Raw genomic sequence first — 20396 nt, forward strand, 5'->3', positions numbered from 1 at the left:
GGCCCTTGCTCTCAGCGTATCGACAATCGATCAGTTCACCTTGACCGTGCGCATGTCCACGCGGTTGTCGGCGCGGTGGACCAGCTCCACGTTCTTCTTCATGGCCCAGGGTATCACCTGGTCATGCAGAGGAAGGTGGGATACGGTGTCATTGGACAGCTGCAGCGCCTCCGTCAGCATGCGCGCGCGCACGGGAGCGTCCGTCTCGGCCTTGATCCGGTCCACCAGGTAGTCCATGCGCTGGTTGCTGTAGCGGCCCACGTTGTAGTTGCCGTCACCCCCCTGGCCCACGGTGCGTACCAGCGACTGCAGGCTGTACAACGCATCGAACGTCGGCACGCCCCAGCCCAGCATGTAGATGCTGGCTTCGTAGCGCTGGATCATGGGGAAATAGTTCACCAGCGGCAGCGTGCGCAGCTTGGCCTTCACGCCCACACGCGACCACATGGCCGTCACGGCCTGGCAGATGGCCTCGTCGTTGATGTAGCGGTTGTTCGGGCAGGCGAAATCCACTTCGAAGCCATCGGGATAACCCGCTTCGGCCAGCAGCTTCTTGGACGCTTCGACACTGTAGGGGAAACGCTTGCCCACGGCTTCGGTGTATCCGGCCACCTGGGGCGCCACGATGGTGCCCGTAGGCTTACCCAGGCCGCGCATGATGTTGCGCGAAATCGTGTCGGCATCGATGGCCTGGTACAGGGCCTTGCGCACGCGCACGTCCTTGAGCGGGTTCTTGCCCTTGATGTTGGAGCCTGGCAGCTCATCGCGGAACTGGTCCATGCCCAGGAAGATGGTGCGGTTCTCCACACCGTCGATCACCTTCAGGTCGGGGCTGGCGCGCAGGCGACCCAGATCCTGGGGCGTGGGGTCCAGCACCATGTCCACTTCGCCCGACAGCAGCGCAGCGATGCGCGTGGCGGCGGACTTGATCGGGGTGTAGACGATTTCCGTGACGTTGCCGTCCATCTTGCCCCACCAGTTGGGGTTGCGCTTGAAGACCATCTTCACATCGGGCTGCCACGACTCCAGCGTGTAGGGGCCGGTGCCCATGGCATTGCGGTGGGCAAAGTTCTCATCGCTGCCCTTGATGTCCTTGGGCTCCACGGACTTGTTCTTTTCCGCCCAGGCCTTGCTCATCATGCGCAGTTCGGTCATCTGGCGCAGCAGCACGGGATTGGGGGCCGTCAGGATGACGTCGATGGTTTGCGCGTCGACCTTGTTGACCTTGCTGATGCCCTGGATGTAGGGCGTGAAGTTCGACGTCTTCGCCATCGCGCGCTGCAGCGAGTACACGGCGTCATCGGCGGTGAACGCCGACCCATCATGGAACTTCACTCCCTGGCGCAGCGTGAAGCGCACCTGTGTGGGGCTGACCTCTTTCCAGGAGGTCGCCAGGACGGGCTCCACGTCAAATGTCTTGCTGTTGTAGTAGACCAGGCTCTCATACACATTGGCATGAATGCCGTTTTGCAGTGCATTGTTTTGGGAATGGATATCCCAGGTCGCAATCTCCCCCTGGCTCGCCCATTTGAAGGGCTTGGCATGCAGCGCTGGCGCTGCAAGCAGTGCAGCCATGGCAGCTACCGACAAAAGACTGTATTTGAGTTTCATGGAACCCTCTTGATTAAAAGTTTTACTATGCAGTAAAGGTTGCTCTATAGCCAACGGGAAATCCCTGAATCTCCAGCGCCGAGAAGGGCCTCTGAGGGTGGATTTACGTTGCTTTTGCGTCGTTCCAGCACGCAAGGATGGTGCCAAGAATCTGCACCGGGGCAAAGAAGGGAAAGAAACCTCGGAGACAGGGCCAACAAGGCCCTCCGGAAGGTGCCAGGCATTGCAGCGGCAGAAGGCATGTACCCGGAGTTACATACCATGCAGACTGGATTGTTCACTCGGGCAATCCACAATTCAACTCCCGCAATCAAACTACGGGCAAACAGTCGGTCGGTCAAAAAAAAAGCCGCCCGAAGGCGGCTTTTTAGCTTTGATATCGTCAACTGGCCAAAGGCCAGTCTTGATATTAGAAGCTGTGACGGATACCGAAGTCGTAGCCGTTGGAGTTTTCGCCAGCAGCAGTCACGGAACCGTTCAGGGACTGAGCGGAGCCGTTCTTGTTGCTCACGTGAGCGTACGTTGCGTACAGGGCCGTGCGCTTGGACAGGTTGTGCACGTAGCCCAGAGCCAGCTTGTTGGCGCGGGGATCAGCACCGGGGGTTTCGATCTTGTAGGTGGAGTAAGACAGACGGATTTCGCCTGCGCCGACTGGCACCAGACCGCCGATCAGGAAGCCCTTGCCTTCGTTGCCGTTCTTGATGTCGTCTTGGTTGTAGTGAGCCATGATCTTGGCCACGCCCAGATCGTATTGACCGCCCACGTTCACAGCCTTGATGTTGCCGCTCAGGAACTTGGTGTCAGAGAAAGCCAGAGCCACGTTGATGGGGCCGTTGGCGTAACCAGCACGCAGAGCCAGGCCGTTGCCGTCCTTCTTGTTGGCAGCGTTGCTCAGGTTTTCACCCATGTAGTACTGTGCTTGGCCGTAGAAGCCGCCCAGGTTGCCAGGCAGGAAGTAGCCGATGGCGTTCGAAGCGCGGATGGTGGTTGGGCCACCCAGGCTGGAGTTCAGGGTTTGGGTCGTGCCAACACCGTTCGTGCCGAACGGATCGAACACGGTCAGGTTCCAGAATTGGGGCGTGTAGTCACGGCCCAGACGCACTTCACCGAAGCCGCCGTTCAGGCTGACCGTCGAACGACGGTTGAACGTCAGACCTTGTTGGCCGTTGCCCAGGGCAGCAGCAGCGCCTTGGTTGGTAGCGTTGGTAGCAGCGCCTTGGCCGTTGTCGTTGTTCAGACCAGCTTCCAGCCAGAACGAAGCGGACATGCCGCCACCCAGATCTTCAACGCCGCGGAAACCCAGACGGCTGCTGTTGTAGCCGGAGTTCGTCAGTTGGGACTTGTTAGCGACGCTGCCGGAACCGTAAGCGTAGGTTGCATCAACCACGCCGAACAGGGTCACGGACGATTGAGCCATTGCAGCGCCGGAAGCAGCCAGCACAGCCAGGGCAATCAGGGATTTTTTCATTGCGAGTTACTCCAAGGTTAAACATAGGGCGCCGGTACGGGGGGTCTATGGTGAAAGCACCTGCACAGTCCCGCCGGTTCCCCGGGCCAACCTCCTGGTGGGGAAGTTGCTCTTATTGCACCAGACCCGGCCGGGTTTCGCAAAGGAATTCACCCACAATCGACCCGAAAGGGGAAAATCGTTGCAGTGTTGCAACATTTCACGGAGCGCCAGCAAAATCGGTTTCGGCACCCTTGCGGCCCCCGTCGGCACCTGCCGAATATTTGTATCCAAGTGAAAATTGTGTTTCCTGCCCCTTGCCATCCTGAAAGCTGCCATGGACCCCTTGCTGACCGCCGCTGACAACGCCCTGCGCACGCTTTTCGCGCCCCCCCGGGCCTGCGAGCCCACGCCCGCTCTGGGCATCGCGGAAGCCGACCTCGACCCCGCCCAGAAGAAGCTGGCGGGGGCATTGATGCGGGTCAATCACGTGGGTGAAGTCTGTGCGCAAGCCCTCTACACGGCGCAGGCCGCAGTCACACGCGATGCAGGGTTGCGCGTGCACTTGCTGGAGGCCGCCCGGGAAGAAACAGACCATCTGGCCTGGACGCGCGGGCGCCTGGAGGCCCTGGGAGCACGCCCCAGCCTGCTCAATCCGCTGTGGTTCGCGGGCGCCTTCGCGCTGGGCCTGGTAGCGGCCAAGGTGAGCGACCGGGCCAGCCTGGGGTTCGTGGCGGAGACGGAAAACCAGGTGGCGGCGCATTTGCAGGGCCACCTTGCGCGGCTTCCCGAGCAGGACCGGGCCTCACGGGCCGTGGTGGCCCGGATGAAGGACGACGAGGAGCGCCACGCGGCGCAGGCGCGGGCCTCCGGCGCGCTGCAGCTGCCGGCACCCGCCCGCGCCGCGATGAGGGCGGCCGCCAAGGTGATGACCACCACGGCGCACTACATCTGACCGTTCCCCCGGAGCCCTGCACCGGGAAAGTGCGTGCTGCCCGGGCGCCCGCCGCGGTTCGGGGCGGCCGTCAGGCCTCGATCACCTCGAAGCCGGTGGTGATCTCGGCGGTCTTGCCGAGCATGATGCTGGCCGAGCAGTATTTGTCGTGGCTCATGGCAATGGCGCGCTCCACCGCCGCGGCGGGAATCCCCTTGCCCGTCACGGTGAAATGCATGTGGATCCTGGTGAACACCTTGGGGTCGGTCTGGGCCCGCTCGGTGGTGAGCTTGACGCTGCAGCCGCGCACGTCGTGGCGGCCCCGCTTGAGGATCAGGACCACGTCATAGGCGGTGCAGCCACCCGTTCCTGCCAGCACTGTCTCCATGGGCCGGGGCGCCAGGTTCTGCCCGCCATTGGCGGGGTTGGCGGCATCAGGGGCGCCATCCATGGCCAGGACATGGCCGCTGCCGGTTTCGGCCACAAAGCCCATGCCGGAGCGTGTTCCTGCCCCTCCTGTCCAACTGACTGTGCATTCCATTTGTGTTTCTCCTGTGTGACACGTGGTTTTTTTCGCACGGAAAACCGAAACGAAAAGAATTTGATGCGAATTTTGCTGCATCGCAACAAGACTCGCGCTAAACTTCGCCCATGCGCTGCCGGTTTCGAACAAAAAGGAAACGGCAGGCGGCAAGAAGTCCGGAATCCGGTACTTGCCCCGCACCGATTGTCTCCTCCATCTCCTCAAAGGATGGATTAGCCCCAGGCCTTACGGCCCGGGGCTTTTTTTTGGCCGGTCCGGCCGCCTGCCGCCCGTGTGGCGTCCGGGCCAGGCCGGAAACCGACGCCCTATGATGTGGCCCCCGCCGCTGTCCAGCGGCGGCCCCACCAGCTCCCGCCATGACCCTGCACCTCACCCCCGCCGACTACCTGAAGAAAATCCTGACCGCCCGCGTGTACGACGTGGCGGTGGAGTCGGCCCTGGAGCCCGCCAAGAACCTCAGCCGCCGCCTGCACAACAAGGTGCTCTTGAAGCGCGAGGACCAGCAGGCGGTGTTCAGCTTCAAGCTGCGCGGCGCCTACAACAAGATGGCGCACCTCACGCCCGAGCAGCTCGCGCGCGGAGTGATCTGCGCCTCGGCCGGCAACCACGCGCAGGGCGTGGCCATGAGCGCCCACAAGCTGGGCGCCCGCGCGGTCATCGTGATGCCGACCACCACGCCGCAGCTCAAGATCGATGCCGTGAAGACGCTGGGTGGCGAGGTCGTGCTGTTTGGCGAGAGCTATTCCGACGCCTACGGCCACTCGGTGACGCTTGAAAAGGAACAGGGCCTGACCTTCGTGCACCCGTTCGACGACCCGGACGTGATCGCGGGCCAGGGCACCATCGCCATGGAGATCCTGCGCCAGCTGCAAAGCCTGGGCAGCAACCAGCTCGATGCCGTGTTCGTGGCCATCGGCGGCGGCGGGCTCATCTCTGGCGTGGCCAACTACATCAAGGCCGTGCGGCCCGAGATCAAGGTGATCGGGGTGCAGATGAACGACTCGGACGCAATGATCCAGTCGGTCAACGCGCACCAGCGCGTCACGCTGCCCGATGTGGGCCTGTTCTCGGACGGCACGGCCGTCAAGCTCGTGGGCGAGGAAACCTTCCGCATCACCCACAGCGGCCTGGTGGACGGCTTCATCACCGTGGACACCGACGCCGTCTGCGCCGCCATCAAGGACATCTTCGTGGACACGCGCAGCATCGTCGAGCCCGCGGGGGCCCTGGCCGTGGCCGCCATCAAACAGTACGTGGCCGAAAATAAGACCCGGGGCGAGACCTACGCCGCCATCCTGTGCGGCGCCAACATGAACTTCGACCGCCTGCGCTTCGTGGCCGAGCGCGCCGAGGTGGGCGAGGAGCGCGAGGCGCTGTTCGCCGTGACCATCCCCGAGGAACGCGGCAGCTTCCGGCGCTTTTGCGAGGTGGTGGGCGACCTGCCCGGCGGCGCGCGCAACGTGACCGAGTTCAACTACCGCATCAGCGACGCCGCCCAGGCCCATGTGTTCGTGGGCCTGACCACCAACGGCAAGGGCGAATCGGACAAGATCGCCCGGAACTTCGGCCGCCACGGCTTCGAGGCGCTGGACCTGACCCACGACGAACTGGCCAAGGAACACCTGCGCCACCTGGTGGGCGGCCATTCGGCGCTGGCGCAGGACGAGCGGCTGATGCGCTTCACCTTCCCCGAGCGGCCGGGCGCGCTGCTCAAGTTCCTGAGCCTGATGCAGCCGACCTGGAACATCAGCCTGTTCCACTACCGCAACCAGGGCGCCGACTACGGCCGCATCCTCGTGGGCATGCAGGTGCCGCCCGAGGACACCGCCACGTTCGACGCCTTCCTGGCCACGCTGGGCTACCCATACGTGGAAGAGACGCTGAACCCGGCCTACCGGCTGTTCCTGCGTTCCAAGTGACCAGGATATGGGTCGAACCGGCCTCCAGCGCTTATCCAACCAGCGCTGGCAGCTATCAAATCTGACATAGCCTCCTCCGCCCGTCCATGCAAGCCCTGCGCCACTACCTGCTGGCCGTGCAGTTCTTCACGCGCATCCCGGTGACCGGGCGGCTGGCGCAGTGGGTGGGCTACAGCCCCGCCATGCTGCGCGCCAGCGCGGCGCACTTTCCGGGCATTGGCTGGCTGGCGGCGCTGCTCGCGGCGGGCGTCTATGCCGCGCTGCACTGGGCGCTGGCGCCCAATCCGCTGGCACCGGCCGTGGCCGCCGTGTTCTGCACCATCGCCACGGTGCTGATGACCGGCGGCTTCCACGAGGACGGCCTGGCCGATGTGGCCGACGGCCTGGGCGGCAGTGCCGACCGCGAGCGGGCGCTGGACATCATGAAGGACTCGCGCATCGGCGCGTTCGGTGCCATGGCCCTGGTGCTGGCGCTGCTGGCCAAGTTCAGCGTGCTGGCGCTGCTGGGCTCCCACAGCCTGCTGGCCGCCGTGGCCGCGCTGGCGGGGGCCCATGTGGTGTCGCGTTTCTGGCCCCTGCTCATCGTGCGCAGCCTGCCGCATGTGGGGGACACCGCCCGCTCCAAAAGCAAGCCGCTGGCCGACCAGATCTCGGGCACTGCGCTGGCGACGGCATTTTCATGGTGTTTTGTGCCGCTGGCGCTTGTCTGGAAAGCGCAATCAGCTACATATTTAATAGCAGCCATTGTACTGAGCGCCCTCGCCGCCGCCTGGATGGCCCGCTGGTTTGCGCGCCGGCTGCGGGGTTTCACGGGGGATTGCCTGGGCGCCACGCAGCAGGTCAGCGAAATCGGCTTCTACCTGGGCGCGGCGCTGGCCCTGCGCTGGATGTGAAGCCCGTGGCCCGACCGCAGCGCGGCGCCCGCCTCTGGCTGGTGCGCCATGCCCAGCCGCGGGTGGCGCCCGGCATCTGCTACGGCGCGCTGGACGTCCCCGCCGACCCCGCCGCCACCCGCGCCGCCGCGGAACGCCTGGCCGCCACCCTGCCGCCCCGGATCCAGGTGTTCCACTCCACGCTACAAAGATGTGAGCAGCTTGCGATGGAACTGCAAGCGCTGCGGCCTGATTTGATACCCAAACCCGACGCCCGCCTGCGCGAAATGGACTTTGGCAGCTGGGAAGGGCTGGCCTGGGATGCCATCGCCCGCTCCGACATCGACGCCTGGACGGCCGCGTTCGCCAGCTACCGCCCCGGGAATGGTGAAAGCCTGGCGGCCATGCTGGAGCGCGTGGCGGCCGCGCTGCATTCCCTCCCGCCCGCAGAAGAAACCGCACGGGATGTGGCCTGGATCACCCATGCCGGCGTGATCCGCTGCGTGGCCTGGCTGCAGGCACATGGGGGCGTGCTGCCGCGCTCCGAAGAATGGCCCCTTGCCGCGCCGGGCTGGGGCGAGTGGGACATCGCCCACCGGGGCATCTGAGAGCGGAGGCCCTGGCGGGCGACTGCGCCCGCCACGCGCCGGGTCAGCGCTTCAGGGGCATGTCCAGCGTGAGCGTGGCGGCGCCTCCCACCTCGGCGCCCAGTTGCGCCTGGCGCGGGCCCAGCGCCTGCAGCACCAGCCCCTCGTCCACCGCCGCGCCCACGCGGAAGGGCCTGGCCGGCTTGCCGTCCACCGCGATCAGCGCGGCACCGCCGCCGCTGCTGCGGCCCGAGAGCACCCCGATCAGCGCGAACCGGCTGGCCAGCGTGGGCGCAGCGGGCGCGGGCGCAGCGCCCGCCGGGGAGGCCACCGCCCCGAGGAGGCGGGCCAGCGCCTGCGCGTCGGGCGCCACCGGCGCTGGCAACACCGCGGGCGCGGCGATGCCGCCCGCCGGCGCCGACAGGCGCAGGCCCCAGAAGACCACGCTGGCGCCCGCCGCGGCCCAGAGCGCCAGGGTCCCCAGGCGCACGCCCCATTTGCTGTGTGAATTGGTCACCATGCGGGGATTATGATTCACGCGATCCGACCATCCGAGAGACCGCCAGCAGTGAACACTTCCCTCCCCTTCCTCTTGCGCTCCGCCCGCCGCAGCCTCTCCCGGGGCTTCACCCTCATCGAGCTGATGGTGGTGCTCGTCATCATCGGCGTGCTGGCCGCCCTCATCGTGCCCAATGTGCTCGAGCGTGCCGACGACGCCCGCGTGACGGCAGCCCGCACCGACATCACCAACATCATGCAGGCGCTCAAGCTGTACCGCCTGGACAACCAGCGCTACCCCACGGCCGAGCAGGGCCTGCCGTCGCTGATCGTCAAGCCCACCTCGGGCCCGGTGCCCAACAACTGGAAGCTGTACCTCGAAAAACTGCCCAACGACCCCTGGGGCCGCCCGTACCAGTACCTGAACCCCGGCATCAAGGGCGAGATCGACGTGATGTCGTTCGGCGCCGATGGCCAGTCCGGCGGCGAAGGCAAGGATGCCGATATTGGCAGTTGGCAATGAGGGCCGGCCCTTCGCCGTGCACCCCCACTCCATGACACTGGCGCGCCCCAGGCCGGGGATGCCGTGGAACCGGGCTGGCCGGGCCACCGGTGGCCCGGCCCCTCTGCGGGGACGCCGCGCAGCGGCCCAGGGGGGCTTCACGCTGCTGGAGCTGCTGGTGGTCATCAGCATCATCGCGCTCGCCACGGCGGGCGTGGGCGTGGCGATGCGCGACAGCGGGCAGACGCTGATCGAGCGCGAGGCGGCCCGGCTGGCGGCATTGCTGGAATCCGCGCGCGCGCAGTCGCGCGCCGGCGGCATGCCCGTGCGCTGGCGCACCGAGGCACGCGGGTTCCGCTTCGAAGGGCTGCCGCCCAGCGCGCAGCAGGCGCTGCCCAGCCAGTGGCTGGATGCGGGCACCACGGCGCGCGCCCCCACCGTGCTGGTGCTGGGACCGGAGCCGCTCATCGGCCCGCAGCAGGTGCTGATCACCCACCACGCCCATCCCGAACGCGCGCTGCGCGTCGCCACCGATGGCGTGCGCCCCTTCACCGTCGAGCCGGTCCAGTGAGCAGCCGCCCGCGCCCGGATCGACGCAGCGCGCCGCAGCGCGGCTTCACGCTGGTGGAAGTGCTGGTGGCGCTGGGCATCGTCGCGATCGCCCTCATGGCGGGCCTGCAGGCCACCACCGCGCTCACCCGCAACGCGCTGCGCCAGTCGGACATCGTGCTGGCCCAGCTGTGCGCCGAGAACGAGCTCGTGTACACCCGCCTGTCGCGCCAGATGCCCAGCGTGGGCGACAGCACGCTCGCCTGCGAACAGGCGGGGCGCACGCTCACCGTCGCCGTGAGCGTGCGCCCCACGCCCAACCCGAGCTTTCGCCGCGTGGACGCGCAGGTGCTGGATGGCGACAACTCCATCCTGCGCATCTCGACCATCATTGGAAGGTATTGACCAGATGCCCCCCCTGAGTCGCTTCGCGCCTTCCCCCCAGGGGGACGCCAACCGTGGCCTGGCAAAGCCAGTTCCAAGGTGGCACTGGCGTTGGGGCGCGCCAGGTTCCACGGCCTCCGGCGATGCGCGGCCGCATGTCAGAAGGAACTCGTCATGTCGCACTCACGGTGGCTTCACCTTGGTCGAACTGCTGCTGGCGATTGCGGTGATGAGCCTGCTGGCCATCCTGAGCTGGCGCGGGCTCGATGGCATGGTGCGGGCGCAGGAGATCACGCGCCAGCGGGCGGATGAAATGCTGGTGCTGCAGGCGGCGCTGGGCCAATGGGGCACGGACCTGGATGCGCTCACGCCGATCGCCAACACCACGCCGCTCGACTGGGACGGCCAGGTGCTGCGCCTGACGCGGCGCAGCAGCGCCGTGCCCGACGAAGGCGCCCTGGTGGTGGCCTGGACACGCCGGGGCGCCCAGGGCGAGGGCCAGTGGATGCGCTGGCAGTCTCCCCCGGTGCGCACGCGCGCCCAATGGCAGGAGGCCTGGCAGCTGGCGGCGCAATGGGCGCGCACGCCGGGCGAGGCCGAGCGGCGCCACGAGATGACGCTGCTGCCGCTGGCGGACTGGCAGATCTTCTACTACCGGGGCGGCGCCTGGTCCAACCCGCTCTCCAGCAGCGGCGCCAGCGCGAGCGGCGCGGCGGCCATCCCCGACGGCGTGCGCCTGCAGATCACCCTGCCGCCAGGCCAGGCCCTGGTCGGGCGCCTCACGCGCGACTGGGTGAACCCGGTGCTGGGCGGAGGCAGGTCGTGAGGCGCCGCGCACCACGCACCCATGACGCTGGCACGGACAACGCCAGTGCCCCCATGGAACCGGCTTTGCCGGGCCACCGGATGCGTCTCCCTCCCGCGCAGCGAGAGAGAGGGAAGGCGCGCAGCGCCTCACGGGGGGCCGCTTTGCTGCTGGCCATGCTCACCGTCACGCTGGTGGCCACCTTCGCGGCCGCGGCCATGTGGCAGCAGTGGCGCGCGGTGGAGGTCGAGACGGCCGAGCGCGGCCGCGTGCAGTCCACCTGGATCCTGGTCGGCGCGCTCGACTGGTCGCGCCTGATCCTGCGCGAGGATGGCCGCTCGGGCGGCGCCGACCACCTGGCCGAGCCCTGGGCCGTGCCGCTGCAGGAGGCGCGGCTGTCGACCTTTCTCGCGGCGGACAAGAACGTGAGCCAGGTGGACGACGCCAGCACCGACACCACCGAAGCCTTCCTGTCGGGGCAGATCTCGGACATGCAAGGCCGCATGAACCTCATGAACCTGGCGGCCACCGGGCCCGAGCAGGCCGTGGCGATGCGCCAGTTCACGCGGCTGTTCGAACGCCTGGGGCTGCCGCAGCAGGAGCTCGGCCTGCTCGCGCAGGCCCTGCGGCAGGCACAGGCCACGACGGGCAGCGACAGCAGTACGGCGCCACTGATGCCACCCACCGTGTCCCAGCTGGGCTGGCTGGGCCTGGTGCCCGCCACCGTCGTCCGCCTGACCCCGCACGTGGCGTTGCTGCCCGTGCGCACCCCGGTCAACATCAACACCGCCGACATCGACGTGCTGCTGGCCGCCATCGACGGCCTGGACATGGCCAGCGCCCAGAAGATCCTGCAGGTCCGCGAGGCACGGCATTTCCGCACCCTGAGCGAAGTGCGCGACCTGCTGGGCGCGAACATCGACATCAATGAAGGCGCCCATGCGGTGGCCTCCTCCTACTTCGAGGTGCGGGGCCGCCTGCGCCTGGGCGATGCGATGGTGGACGAGCGGTCGCTGGTGCGCAAACAGGGTATCGAGGTGACCACGCTGTGGCGCGAACGCGGCGCTTTTGACCGCGAAAACACCGGGGCCGCGCCGCAGCCTCCGCGCTGAGACGCAACACATCCGCAACACATCCTCGGGTTGGGCCCTGCACTGTCAAGCCCGCCCCCTAAAATGGCCCGCAAAACCCGTCCATGAGCACCCTCATCCTTTTCCTGCCGCCCGCCCGCCCGGGCCCCGCCACCGAGTACAGCTACACGCTGACGGCGGACGGCCACACCGCCATCCGACATGCCAGCGCCCCGGCGGCGCTGCTGCCCGAGCCCACGCGCCCTGGCGGCGAGGTCGTGGCCGTGGTGCCCGCGCGGGCGCTGTCGTGGCAGAAGGTGCAGCTGCCCCCCGGCCTGCCCCTGGGCGCCGGGCAGCAGACACCGCGCCTGCGGTCCGTTCTGGAGGGGCTGCTCGAAGACCGCGTGCTTGACGATGCCTCCCAGCTGCACTTCGCGATCCAGCCCGCGGCGCACCCCGGCGAACCCGTGTGGGTGGCCGTGTGCGACCGCGCCTGGCTGCGCGAGAACCTGCAGGCGCTGGAGGCCGCGGGCCGCCGCGTGGCGCGCGTGGTGCCCGAGTTCGCCCCCGGCCCGACCGCCAGCGGCCGCCCCGAACTGTGCGTGCTGGGCACGCCCGAGGACGCCTGCGTGGTCCTGACGGGCCAGGGCGCGGACCACGGCGTGGCCGTGCTGCCCCTGTCGAACATGGCCATGGCGCTGGCCCGCGCGGGCATGCCCGCCCAGGCGGCTTCCGGCGAGGACGGCGACGCTCCCGTCGTGCGCGCCGAGCCCGCCGTGGCGGCCCTCGCGGAACGCACCCTGGGCCAGCGCGCGGCGCTGCACACGGCCAGCCAGCGGGCGCTGGAAGCCGCGCGCGGCGACTGGGACCTGGCCCAGTTCGATCTGGCCAGCACGGGACGCACGCGCGCGCTGCGCAAGGCGGGCAGCGTGGCCAGCGCACTGCTGTACGCCCCCCAGTGGCGCGCGGCGCGCTGGGGTGCCGGGCTGCTTGCCGCGGCCCATCTGGTGGGACTCAACGCCTGGGCCTGGCAGGAGCGCCAGGCGCTGGCGGCCAAGCAGGCCGCGGTGCGCGCCACGCTGACCCAGACCTTCCCCAAGGTGCAGGTGGTGGTGGATGCCCCCGTGCAGATGGAGCGCGAGCTGGCGCAGCTGCGGCAGGCCGCCGGCAGCGTCTCGGCGCGCGACCTGGAGCCCCTGCTGGCCGCCGCGGGCACCGCCCTGCCCAGCGGCCGACAGCCCACCGGCATCGAATACACCCCCGGCGAGCTGCGCCTGCGCGGCGTGGCGCTGGCCCCCGACGAGGAACCCGCGCTCAGCGCCCGCCTGGAAGCCGCGGGCTACCGGGTGCGGCTGGAAGACGGCAGCCTGCTGATGAGCGCCGCCGAAGGCGGCCCACGGCCCCATGCGCAAGGCACCCCATGACACGCAACACCACCGCGCTGCGGGACCGCTGGCAGGCGCTGGCCCCCCGCGAACAAACACTGGTCCTGGCCGCGGGCGGCCTGATCGCCCTCGCCCTGGTGTGGTGGGTGGCCGTGGCCCCCGCCCTGTCCACGCTGCGGACCGCTCCCGCCCGCCATGCCGCGCTCGACACGCAGCTTCAGCACATGCAGGGCCTGCAGGCCGAGGCCCAGCAGCTGCAATCCGCCCCGCGCACCAGCACCGGCGACGCGGTGGGCGCGCTGCGCACCGCCCTGAGCCAGCGCCTGGGCAACACCGCCCAGCTCAATGTGGTGGGCGACCGCGCCACGGTGACGCTCAAGGGCGCGCCCGCCGACGCCCTGGGCCAGTGGCTGGCCCAGGCGCGCAGCAACGCACGGGCCACGCCGGTGGAGGCGCGGCTGGCCCGCAGCGCCCCGGCCGCTCCTCCCCCGGGCACCGCGGCACCCGCCGTCCTGGGCGCTCCGGCCTCGGCCATGCCACGCTGGGACGGCACGCTGGTCCTCGCCCTGCCAGCCCAGCGCTGACACGGCCCGCCAGACAGACCAGCCGACAGACAGATATTCCCTCACCATGGCCACCAGCACCCGCACCCGCAAGCCTCCCGTCCGTGCCCCGCGCTCCGCCTGGGGCTGGGCGCTGGCGGGCGCCGTGGCCGGCGTGGTGCCCGCCGTGCTGGCCTTCGCGCCAGCGCACTGGCTGGCGCGGGGCCTGGCCCGCGCCACCAATGGCCAGATGCAACTGCTGCAGGCGCGCGGCACGGTCTGGACCGGCTCGGCCCAGCTGGTGCTGACCGGCGGCGCGGCGAGCCAGGACCGCGCGGCCCTGCCCGGCCGGGTGGAGTGGCGGTTGCGCCCCAGCCTCGCCGGCCTGCGCGCCCAGCTGCATGCGAGCTGCTGCACGCCCGAGCCCCTGCAGCTGCACGCACAGGCCCGCTGGGCCGGCCCCCGGCTGACCCTGGCCGATGGCCAAAGCCAGTGGCCCGCCGCCATCCTGGCCGGGCTCGGGACTCCCTGGAACACCTTGCAGCCCCAAGGCCAGCTCACGCTGCAGACGCGCGGCCTGGCCTTCAGCTGGACCGCGGGCCGCATGGTGCTGGAGGGCCAGGCCCAGATGGATGCGCGGGCCATGTCCTCGCGCCTGTCCACCCTGCGGCCCATGGGCAGCTACCGGCTGCTGCTGGCGGGCGGCGAGGTGCCCGCGCTCACGCTCAGCACGCTCGACGGCCACCTGCAGCTCAGCGGCACCGGCCAGTGGGTGGGCCAGCGCCTGCGGTTTGCAGGCGAGGCCAGCGCCACCCCCGAGCGCGAGGCCGCCCTGTCCAATCTCCTGAACATCATCGGACGGCGCAGCGGCGCGCGCTCCATCATCACCGTGGGTTGAACCTATGACTTCCTTGTTTTCGCACCGCCCGGGTTTTGCTCTCAAAACAATAGCTTTCAGCGCTTTACTGACCTGCGCTGGCGGCCAGATCATTGCGCAGACCGCCATTGACACCAGCACCGGCAGCGTGCGCTCGGGCGAACCGGTCACGCTGAACTTCGCCAATGCCGAGATCGAGGCGGTGGCGCGCACCATGGCCACCATCACCGGCCGCAACGTGGTGGTCGATCCCCGCGTCAAGGGCCAGCTCAACCTGGTCACCGAACGGGCCGTGACACCCGCCGCCGCCTTCCAGCAGTTCCTGGCCGCGCTGCGCCTGCAGGGCTTCACGGTGGTGGAGGCCGCAGGCCTCTACAAGGTGGTGCCCGAGGCCGACGCCAAGCTGCAGGGCGGCAGCGTGAGCGTGGTGCAGGGCAACGCCGGCAGCGCGCCCGGGGGCGGGCAGATCGTCACGCAGATCTTCAAGCTCAACTTCGAGAACGCGGCCAACCTCGTGCCCGTGCTGCGCCCGCTGATCAGCCCCAACAACACCATCAACGTGAACCCCGGCAACAACTCGCTGGTGATCACCGACTACGCCGACAACCTGCAGCGCCTGGCGCGCATCGTGGCGGCCATGGATGTCTCCAACGCCAGCGACGTGGAAGTGATCCCTCTGCGCAACGCCGTCGCCACCGACCTCGCGCCGCTGGTGGCGCGCCTGATCGACGGCGGCAGCGGCGCCACCCCCGGCGCGCCAGGCGCACAGGGCCAGACCGACACCTCGTTCAAGACCACGCTGATCGCGGAGCCGCGCAGCAACGCGCTGATCCTGCGCGCGGCCAACCCGGCCCGCGTGGCCCAGGTGCGCGCGCTGGTGGCGCAGCTCGACCAGGCGCCCGCGCCCGGCAGCAGCGCGGCCACTGGCAACATCCACGTGGTCTACCTGAAGAATGCCGACGCCACCAAGCTGGCCACCACCCTGCGCGCCGCCATGGCGGCCATGGGCGGCAGCGGCAACACGGGTGGCGGCGGCGTGGGCGCAAGCGCCGCACCGGCGGCGCCCAGCGCAGGCGTGGGCGGTGGCAACAACAGCGGCAGCATGCTGTCCACGGGCAGCAGCCTGTCCGGGGGCGGCGGCAACTCCGGCCTGGGCTCTGGCAGCTCCAGCATGGGCACCAGCAGCACCAACAACAACCAGCCCTCCACCGGCGGCCAGATCCAGGCCGACCCGACAACCAACTCGCTCATCATCACGGCGCCCGAGCCGCTGTACCGCCAGCTGCGCACCGTCATCGACAAGCTCGACGGCCGCCGCGCGCAGGTGCTGGTGGAAAGTCTGATCGTGGAGGTGTCGGCCAACAAAGTGGCGCAGTTCGGCATCCAGTGGCAAGGCATCCTGGGCAAGCAGGGCGATGGAACCGTGGGTGTGATCGGCACCAACTCCGGCGCGGCCGGCGCCAACATCCTGGGGCTGACCGCCGCGCTGGCCTCGGGCAGTGCCAGCAGCATCGCCACCGCCGCGGGCGGCCTGGGCGGGGGCCTGAACCTGGCGCTCGCGCCGCGCATCAACGGCCAGTACTACCTGGGCGCGCTGGCCAACTTCCTGCAGAACAGCGGCGACGCCAACGTGTTGTCCACCCCCAACCTGATGACGCTGGACAACGAGGAGGCGCGCATCCTCATCGGCGACAACGTGCCCTTCGTCACGGGCTCGTATGCGAACACCGGCAACAGCGGCACCGTGAACCCGTTCAACACCGTGGAGCGCAAGGACGTGGGCCTGATGCTCAAGGTGCGCCCGCAGATCGGCGAGAACGGCACCGTGAAAATGGCGATCTACCAGGAGATCTCCAAGATCGACCGCTCCACCCTGTCCAACGCCACCGGCCCCACCACCAGCAAGCGTGCTGTCGAATCGAACGTGGTGGTGGACGACGGCAGCATCATCGTCATCGGCGGCCTGCTGGAGGACACCTACTCGCAGGGCGAAGACAAGGTGCCCGTGATGGGCGACCTGCCCGTGGTGGGCAACCTGTTCAAGAGCGAGAACCGCTCGCGCCGCAAGACCAACCTGATGATCTTCCTGCGCCCCATCGTGGTGCGCGACAACGCAACCAGCGACGCCCTGGTGGTGGACCGCTACGAAGCCATCCGGGCGCTGCAGCACGCCACCCAGCCCGCCCCTAGCCTGATGATGGGTACGGTATCGGGGGCCCCGGTGCTGCCCGCACTGCCCGTGGCACCCGAACGCACCGCCCCCGCCGCCATGCCGGCGCCCCTGCAGCAGCAACAGCAGCAGCAGCTGACCCCGGTGCCCGCGCCCCAGCCAGTCAACCCCGCCACGGCCCCACAAAGCAGCGCCCCGGCCCAGCCCGGCACCGCCGCCACGCCCATGGCCAAGGTGCCGGTGCCCCTGTACTACGTGAACGTCGGCGTGATGGGCCAGGACGCCCAGTCCAGGAGCGCGATGGCCAAGCTGCGCGACTCCGCGCTGCCGCTGTCCCTGCAGGCGGTGGAAACCAACCGGGGCAAAGCCACCCGCGTGCGCGTAGGCCCGTTCGCCACGGAAGACGCCGCCCAGGCGGCTGCGGCCACGGTGCGCAGCCAGACGGCCTTGAACGCCACGGTGGCGGCCCAGGCGCTCTGAGGACCGAGCCCCCATGCGCCACCCCCTACCCTACGCCTTTGCCCGCACGGCCCAGCTGCTGCTGGAGGACGACGGCCACCAGCTGGTGCTGTGGCATGGCCCCCACCCCGACGCGGGGGCGCTGTCGGAGGTGCTGCGCAAGCACGCCGTGCAGCAGCTGCTGCCGCTCGACGCCCCGGCACTGGCCCAGCGCATCAGTGCCGTGTATTCGCACAGCGAATCGAGTGCGGCCACGGTGGTGAGCGAGGTCGAGAGTGATGCCGACCTCTCGCGCATGATGCAGGAACTGCCCGCCGTGGAGGACTTGCTGGAGTCCGCCGGCGACGCACCCATCATCCGCATGCTCAATGCCCTGCTCACGCAGGCCGCGCGCGACGGAGCAAGCGACATCCACATCGAACCGTACGAGCGCCATTCCAGCGTGCGCTTTCGGGTGGACGGCACGCTGCGCGAGGTGGTGCAGCCCAACCGCGCGCTGCACGCCGCCCTGATCTCGCGCCTGAAGATCATGGCCGACCTCGACATCAGTGAAAAACGGCTGCCGCAGGACGGCCGCATCAGCCTGCGCCTGGGCACCCGCGCCATCGACGTGCGCGTGTCCACGCTGCCCAGCGCCCACGGCGAACGTGCGGTGCTGCGGCTTTTGGACAAGAGCGAAAGCAAGCTCAGCCTGGAAGCCGTGGGCATGCAGGGCGACACCTTGCGCCGCTTCGAAGGCCTCATCTCGCAGCCGCACGGCATCATCCTGGTGACCGGGCCCACGGGCTCGGGCAAGACGACCACGCTGTACGCGGGCCTGGGGCGCCTGGACGCCACGCGCAACAACATCATGACGGTGGAAGACCCCATCGAATACGAGCTGCCCGGCGTCGGCCAGACCCAGGTCAACAGCAAGATCGAGCTGACCTTTGCGAAGGCCCTGCGCGCCATCCTGCGGCAGGACCCGGACATCATCATGATCGGTGAAATTCGCGACTTCGAGACCGCGCAGATCGCCATCCAGGCCTCACTGACGGGCCACCTGGTGCTGGCCACGCTGCACACCAACGACGCCGCCAGCGCCGTGACGCGGCTGACCGACATGGGCGTGGAGCCCTTCCTGCTGTCGTCCTCGCTGCTGGGAGTGCTAGCGCAGCGCCTGGTGCGCAAGTACTGCAGCCATTGCCAGGGCAGCGGGTGCGATCACTGCGGCCAGACGGGCTACACCGGCCGCACCGGCGTGTTCGAGCTGCTGGTGACCACGGACGCGATCCGCGCCCAGATCCACAACCAGGCCTCCGAGGCCGACATCCGCACCGCCGCGCTGGCCGATGGCATGGCGCTGATGCGGGAGGATGGCGAGCGGCTCATCGCGGCGGGCATCACCAGCCGCGAGGAAGTGCTGCGCGTGACGCGGGACTGATCCCACGGGCCGGCGGCCGCGCCACAGGCCCTCTCGGTGGCGGTGCGCCACCGGGATCATTTTGCTACTTTTTTAATAGCAATCCGCGCTTGACAAGCAAGCGCCAGCGGCCCAAAACGCTTGGAATCAGCGGATCTGCAGCGCGGGGCGCCGGCCCGCCGGTGACACGGCGGGCGCGGGCGAGGCCAGCGGTGCCGATGAAGGCGAGGAGGGCAGCTCCGAGCCCCCCCCTTGCAGCTTGAACTGGCGGACCGCGCTGGTCAGCTGCACCGCCTGTTCGCGCAGCGATTCCGAGGCCGCGGTGGACTGCTCCACCAGGGCCGCGTTCTGCTGCGTCATCTGGTCGAGCTGCGAGACGGCCTGGCTGATCTGGCCGATGTTGTCGCTCTGCTCGGCCGACGAAGCGGTGATCTCGCCAATGATGTCTGACACGCGGCGCACGCTGCTCACGATCTCGGTCATGGTCTGGCCGGCCTGGCTCACGAGGCGCGAGCCGTCCTCGACCCGCTCCACCGAGGAGCTGATGAGGCCCTTGATCTCCTTGGCCGCCTCCGCGCTGCGCTGCGCGAGGCTGCGCACCTCGCTCGCCACCACAGCAAAGCCGCGGCCCTGTTCGCCCGCGCGCGCGGCCTCGACCGCGGCATTGAGCGCCAGGATGTTCGTCTGGAAGGCGATGGAGTCGATCACACCCGTGATGTCGGCGATCTTGCGCGAGCTGGTGGTGATCTGGTCCATGGTGGTCACCACCTGCGACACCACGGTGCCGCCGCGCGCGGCCACCTCGGCGGCCGTGGAGGCGAAGTCGCTGGCCTGGCGCGAGGACTGCGCGCTTTGCTGCACGGTGCTGGTCAGCATCTCCATGGACGAAGCGGTTTCCTCCAGATTGGCCGCCGTCTGCTCGGTGCGGTGGCTCAGGTCGTGGTTGCCGCTGGCGATCTCGGAGCTGGCGGTGGAGATGTTGCCCGCCGTGTCCTGCACCTGGCGCACCAGGCCGCGCAGCGCATCCTGCATGCGCCCCATGGCGGCCACCAGCTGGCCCACCTCATCCTGGTTCATGGCCTCCACATCGCGCGACAGGTCGCCGCTGGCGATGCGGTCGGCCAGCTCCTGCGCCTGGCGCAGCGATCCGGTGATGGAGCGCACGCTGAAGAACGTGAGCGGGATCAGCACGGCCAGCCCCAGCAGCAGGCCGATGCCGATGAAGGCCGACATGGTGGAGGTGCGCGACTCCACGCCCGCGCGGGCCTCGTCCATCTGCGTGCGGGCCGTGGTGGCCAGGCTGGAGAACAGCTTGTCGGTGGCCTCCATGTGGACCTTGAGCCGGTCGGCATAGGCGCCGCCGCCGGCACCATCGAGCTGCGCGCCCTCGATCTTCTCGAAGATGGGGGAAATGCCGGTTTCGTACTGCTTGATCTCGGCCAGCGACTTGTCGATGGACTCGACGAAGGCCGCATCGCCCGACTGCACCTGGCGCACGTCGGCCAGGCTCTTGCGCAGCGCGGCCAGTGTCTTGGCCCAGGTCTCGCGCAGCGCGGAGACCTCGACCGAGTTGTTGAAGTTGATGATGATGTCTTTTTCGGTACGGCGCAGGTCGCCCAGCGTGGTGCGCAGCTCCGACATGTCGGTGAGGGTCTGTACGCGCTGCGAGAACAGCACCTGCAGCGTGCCGCGCGTGCGGTCCAGCGCCACGTAGCCCATGGCGCCGATGACAACAAGCAGGATCAGGGAAAAGACGGTTCCGAAGTAAAGGCGCGTGCGGATGGAGAAGCGGCCCAGAGCATTCATGGCTCTTCCTTACAATTTTTAACAGACAATCCA

At 68.7% G+C, this 20396-nt stretch carries 19 protein-coding genes; 14 read left to right on the forward strand and 5 right to left on the reverse strand.

From position 1 onward, the window contains the following. Nucleotides 1–30: 30 nt before the first annotated feature. The gene (locus AC07OD_RS08265; RefSeq protein WP_218293320.1) at nt 31–1611 is read right to left on the reverse strand and encodes an ABC transporter substrate-binding protein; all 1581 of its coding nucleotides are present in this window, start codon (nt 1609–1611) and stop codon (nt 31–33) included. Nucleotides 1612–2020: 409 nt separating this feature from the next. Then, complete coding sequence (locus AC07OD_RS08270) at nt 2021–3079, reverse strand: porin (RefSeq protein WP_218293319.1); 1059 nt, start codon at nt 3077–3079, stop codon at nt 2021–2023. A 316-nt stretch (nt 3080–3395) separates the two neighbouring features. On the opposite strand from AC07OD_RS08270, the gene coq7 reads away from it, so the two are divergent. Beyond that, entirely contained in the window at nt 3396–4013 is a 618-nt protein-coding gene (coq7, locus tag AC07OD_RS08275) for a 2-polyprenyl-3-methyl-6-methoxy-1,4-benzoquinone monooxygenase (RefSeq protein WP_218340425.1), read from the forward strand. Between the two features lie 70 nt (nt 4014–4083). Here coq7 and AC07OD_RS08280 read toward each other — a convergent pair whose 3' ends face one another. Then, on the reverse strand, nt 4084–4533 hold the full coding sequence (locus tag AC07OD_RS08280) for an OsmC family protein (protein ID WP_218340426.1): 450 nt from the start codon (nt 4531–4533) through the stop codon (nt 4084–4086). Between the two features lie 359 nt (nt 4534–4892). Here AC07OD_RS08280 and ilvA point away from each other — a divergent pair, with 359 nt between their 5' ends. The 3 genes from ilvA (at nt 4893) to AC07OD_RS08295 (ending at nt 7935) form a co-directional block, all read left to right on the forward strand. After that, the gene (ilvA, locus tag AC07OD_RS08285; RefSeq protein ID WP_218340427.1) at nt 4893–6455 is read left to right on the forward strand and encodes a threonine ammonia-lyase, biosynthetic; all 1563 of its coding nucleotides are present in this window, start codon (nt 4893–4895) and stop codon (nt 6453–6455) included. 86 nt (nt 6456–6541) lie between these two features. Further along, a complete protein-coding gene (gene cobS, locus AC07OD_RS08290) occupies nt 6542–7348 on the forward strand; it encodes an adenosylcobinamide-GDP ribazoletransferase (RefSeq protein WP_494596085.1) in 807 nt (268 codons plus the stop codon). Beyond that, nucleotides 7345–7935, forward strand: a complete 591-nt coding sequence (locus tag AC07OD_RS08295; RefSeq protein WP_494596087.1) for a histidine phosphatase family protein — start codon at nt 7345–7347, stop codon at nt 7933–7935. Before cobS ends, AC07OD_RS08295 begins: the two co-directional genes overlap by 4 nt. A gap of 43 nt (nt 7936–7978) precedes the next feature. On the opposite strand, the gene AC07OD_RS08300 is transcribed toward AC07OD_RS08295, so the two are convergent. Next, a complete protein-coding gene (locus tag AC07OD_RS08300) occupies nt 7979–8434 on the reverse strand; it encodes a type II secretion system protein N (RefSeq protein ID WP_218293313.1) in 456 nt (151 codons plus the stop codon). A gap of 9 nt (nt 8435–8443) precedes the next feature. Between AC07OD_RS08300 and gspG the strand changes: the two genes are divergently transcribed. The 10 genes from gspG to AC07OD_RS08350 all read left to right on the forward strand — a co-directional run bounded on the left by gspG (nt 8444) and on the right by AC07OD_RS08350 (nt 18578). Next, entirely contained in the window at nt 8444–8935 is a 492-nt protein-coding gene (gene gspG / locus AC07OD_RS08305; protein ID WP_370627810.1) for a type II secretion system major pseudopilin GspG, read from the forward strand. A 31-nt stretch (nt 8936–8966) separates the two neighbouring features. After that, on the forward strand, nt 8967–9485 hold the full coding sequence (locus AC07OD_RS08310; RefSeq protein WP_492254636.1) for a prepilin-type N-terminal cleavage/methylation domain-containing protein: 519 nt from the start codon (nt 8967–8969) through the stop codon (nt 9483–9485). Next, a complete protein-coding gene (gene gspI, locus AC07OD_RS08315; RefSeq protein ID WP_218293312.1) occupies nt 9482–9868 on the forward strand; it encodes a type II secretion system minor pseudopilin GspI in 387 nt (128 codons plus the stop codon). Before AC07OD_RS08310 ends, gspI begins: the two co-directional genes overlap by 4 nt. A gap of 178 nt (nt 9869–10046) precedes the next feature. After that, complete coding sequence (locus tag AC07OD_RS08320) at nt 10047–10673, forward strand: PulJ/GspJ family protein (protein WP_218293311.1); 627 nt, start codon at nt 10047–10049, stop codon at nt 10671–10673. Nucleotides 10674–10753: 80 nt separating this feature from the next. Then, the gene (gspK, locus tag AC07OD_RS08325; protein ID WP_494596089.1) at nt 10754–11764 is read left to right on the forward strand and encodes a type II secretion system minor pseudopilin GspK; all 1011 of its coding nucleotides are present in this window, start codon (nt 10754–10756) and stop codon (nt 11762–11764) included. Between the two features lie 83 nt (nt 11765–11847). Continuing rightward, a complete protein-coding gene (gspL, locus tag AC07OD_RS08330; protein WP_218293309.1) occupies nt 11848–13146 on the forward strand; it encodes a type II secretion system protein GspL in 1299 nt (432 codons plus the stop codon). Continuing rightward, nucleotides 13143–13691 (forward strand): type II secretion system protein M, encoded by a 549-nt coding sequence (locus AC07OD_RS08335; protein WP_494596091.1) that lies wholly within the window; start codon nt 13143–13145, stop codon nt 13689–13691. Before gspL ends, AC07OD_RS08335 begins: the two co-directional genes overlap by 4 nt. A gap of 46 nt (nt 13692–13737) precedes the next feature. After that, nucleotides 13738–14547: a type II secretion system protein N gene (gene gspN / locus AC07OD_RS08340; RefSeq protein WP_494596092.1), complete on the forward strand. Its 810-nt coding sequence runs from the start codon at nt 13738–13740 to the stop codon at nt 14545–14547. Between the two features lie 4 nt (nt 14548–14551). Then, the gene (gene gspD, locus AC07OD_RS08345) at nt 14552–17176 is read left to right on the forward strand and encodes a type II secretion system secretin GspD (protein WP_492254633.1); all 2625 of its coding nucleotides are present in this window, start codon (nt 14552–14554) and stop codon (nt 17174–17176) included. Nucleotides 17177–17189: 13 nt separating this feature from the next. Further along, nucleotides 17190–18578 carry a GspE/PulE family protein gene (locus AC07OD_RS08350; RefSeq protein ID WP_494596094.1) on the forward strand — a complete coding sequence of 463 codons (1389 nt, stop codon included), beginning with the start codon at nt 17190–17192 and terminating at the stop codon, nt 18576–18578. A 126-nt stretch (nt 18579–18704) separates the two neighbouring features. On the opposite strand, the gene AC07OD_RS08355 is transcribed toward AC07OD_RS08350, so the two are convergent. Further along, entirely contained in the window at nt 18705–20363 is a 1659-nt protein-coding gene (locus AC07OD_RS08355; RefSeq protein ID WP_494596096.1) for a methyl-accepting chemotaxis protein, read from the reverse strand. Between the last annotated feature and the right edge of the window lie 33 nt (nt 20364–20396).

The sequence above is a fragment of the Acidovorax sp. GW821-FHT10E03 genome, assembly GCF_059415205.1.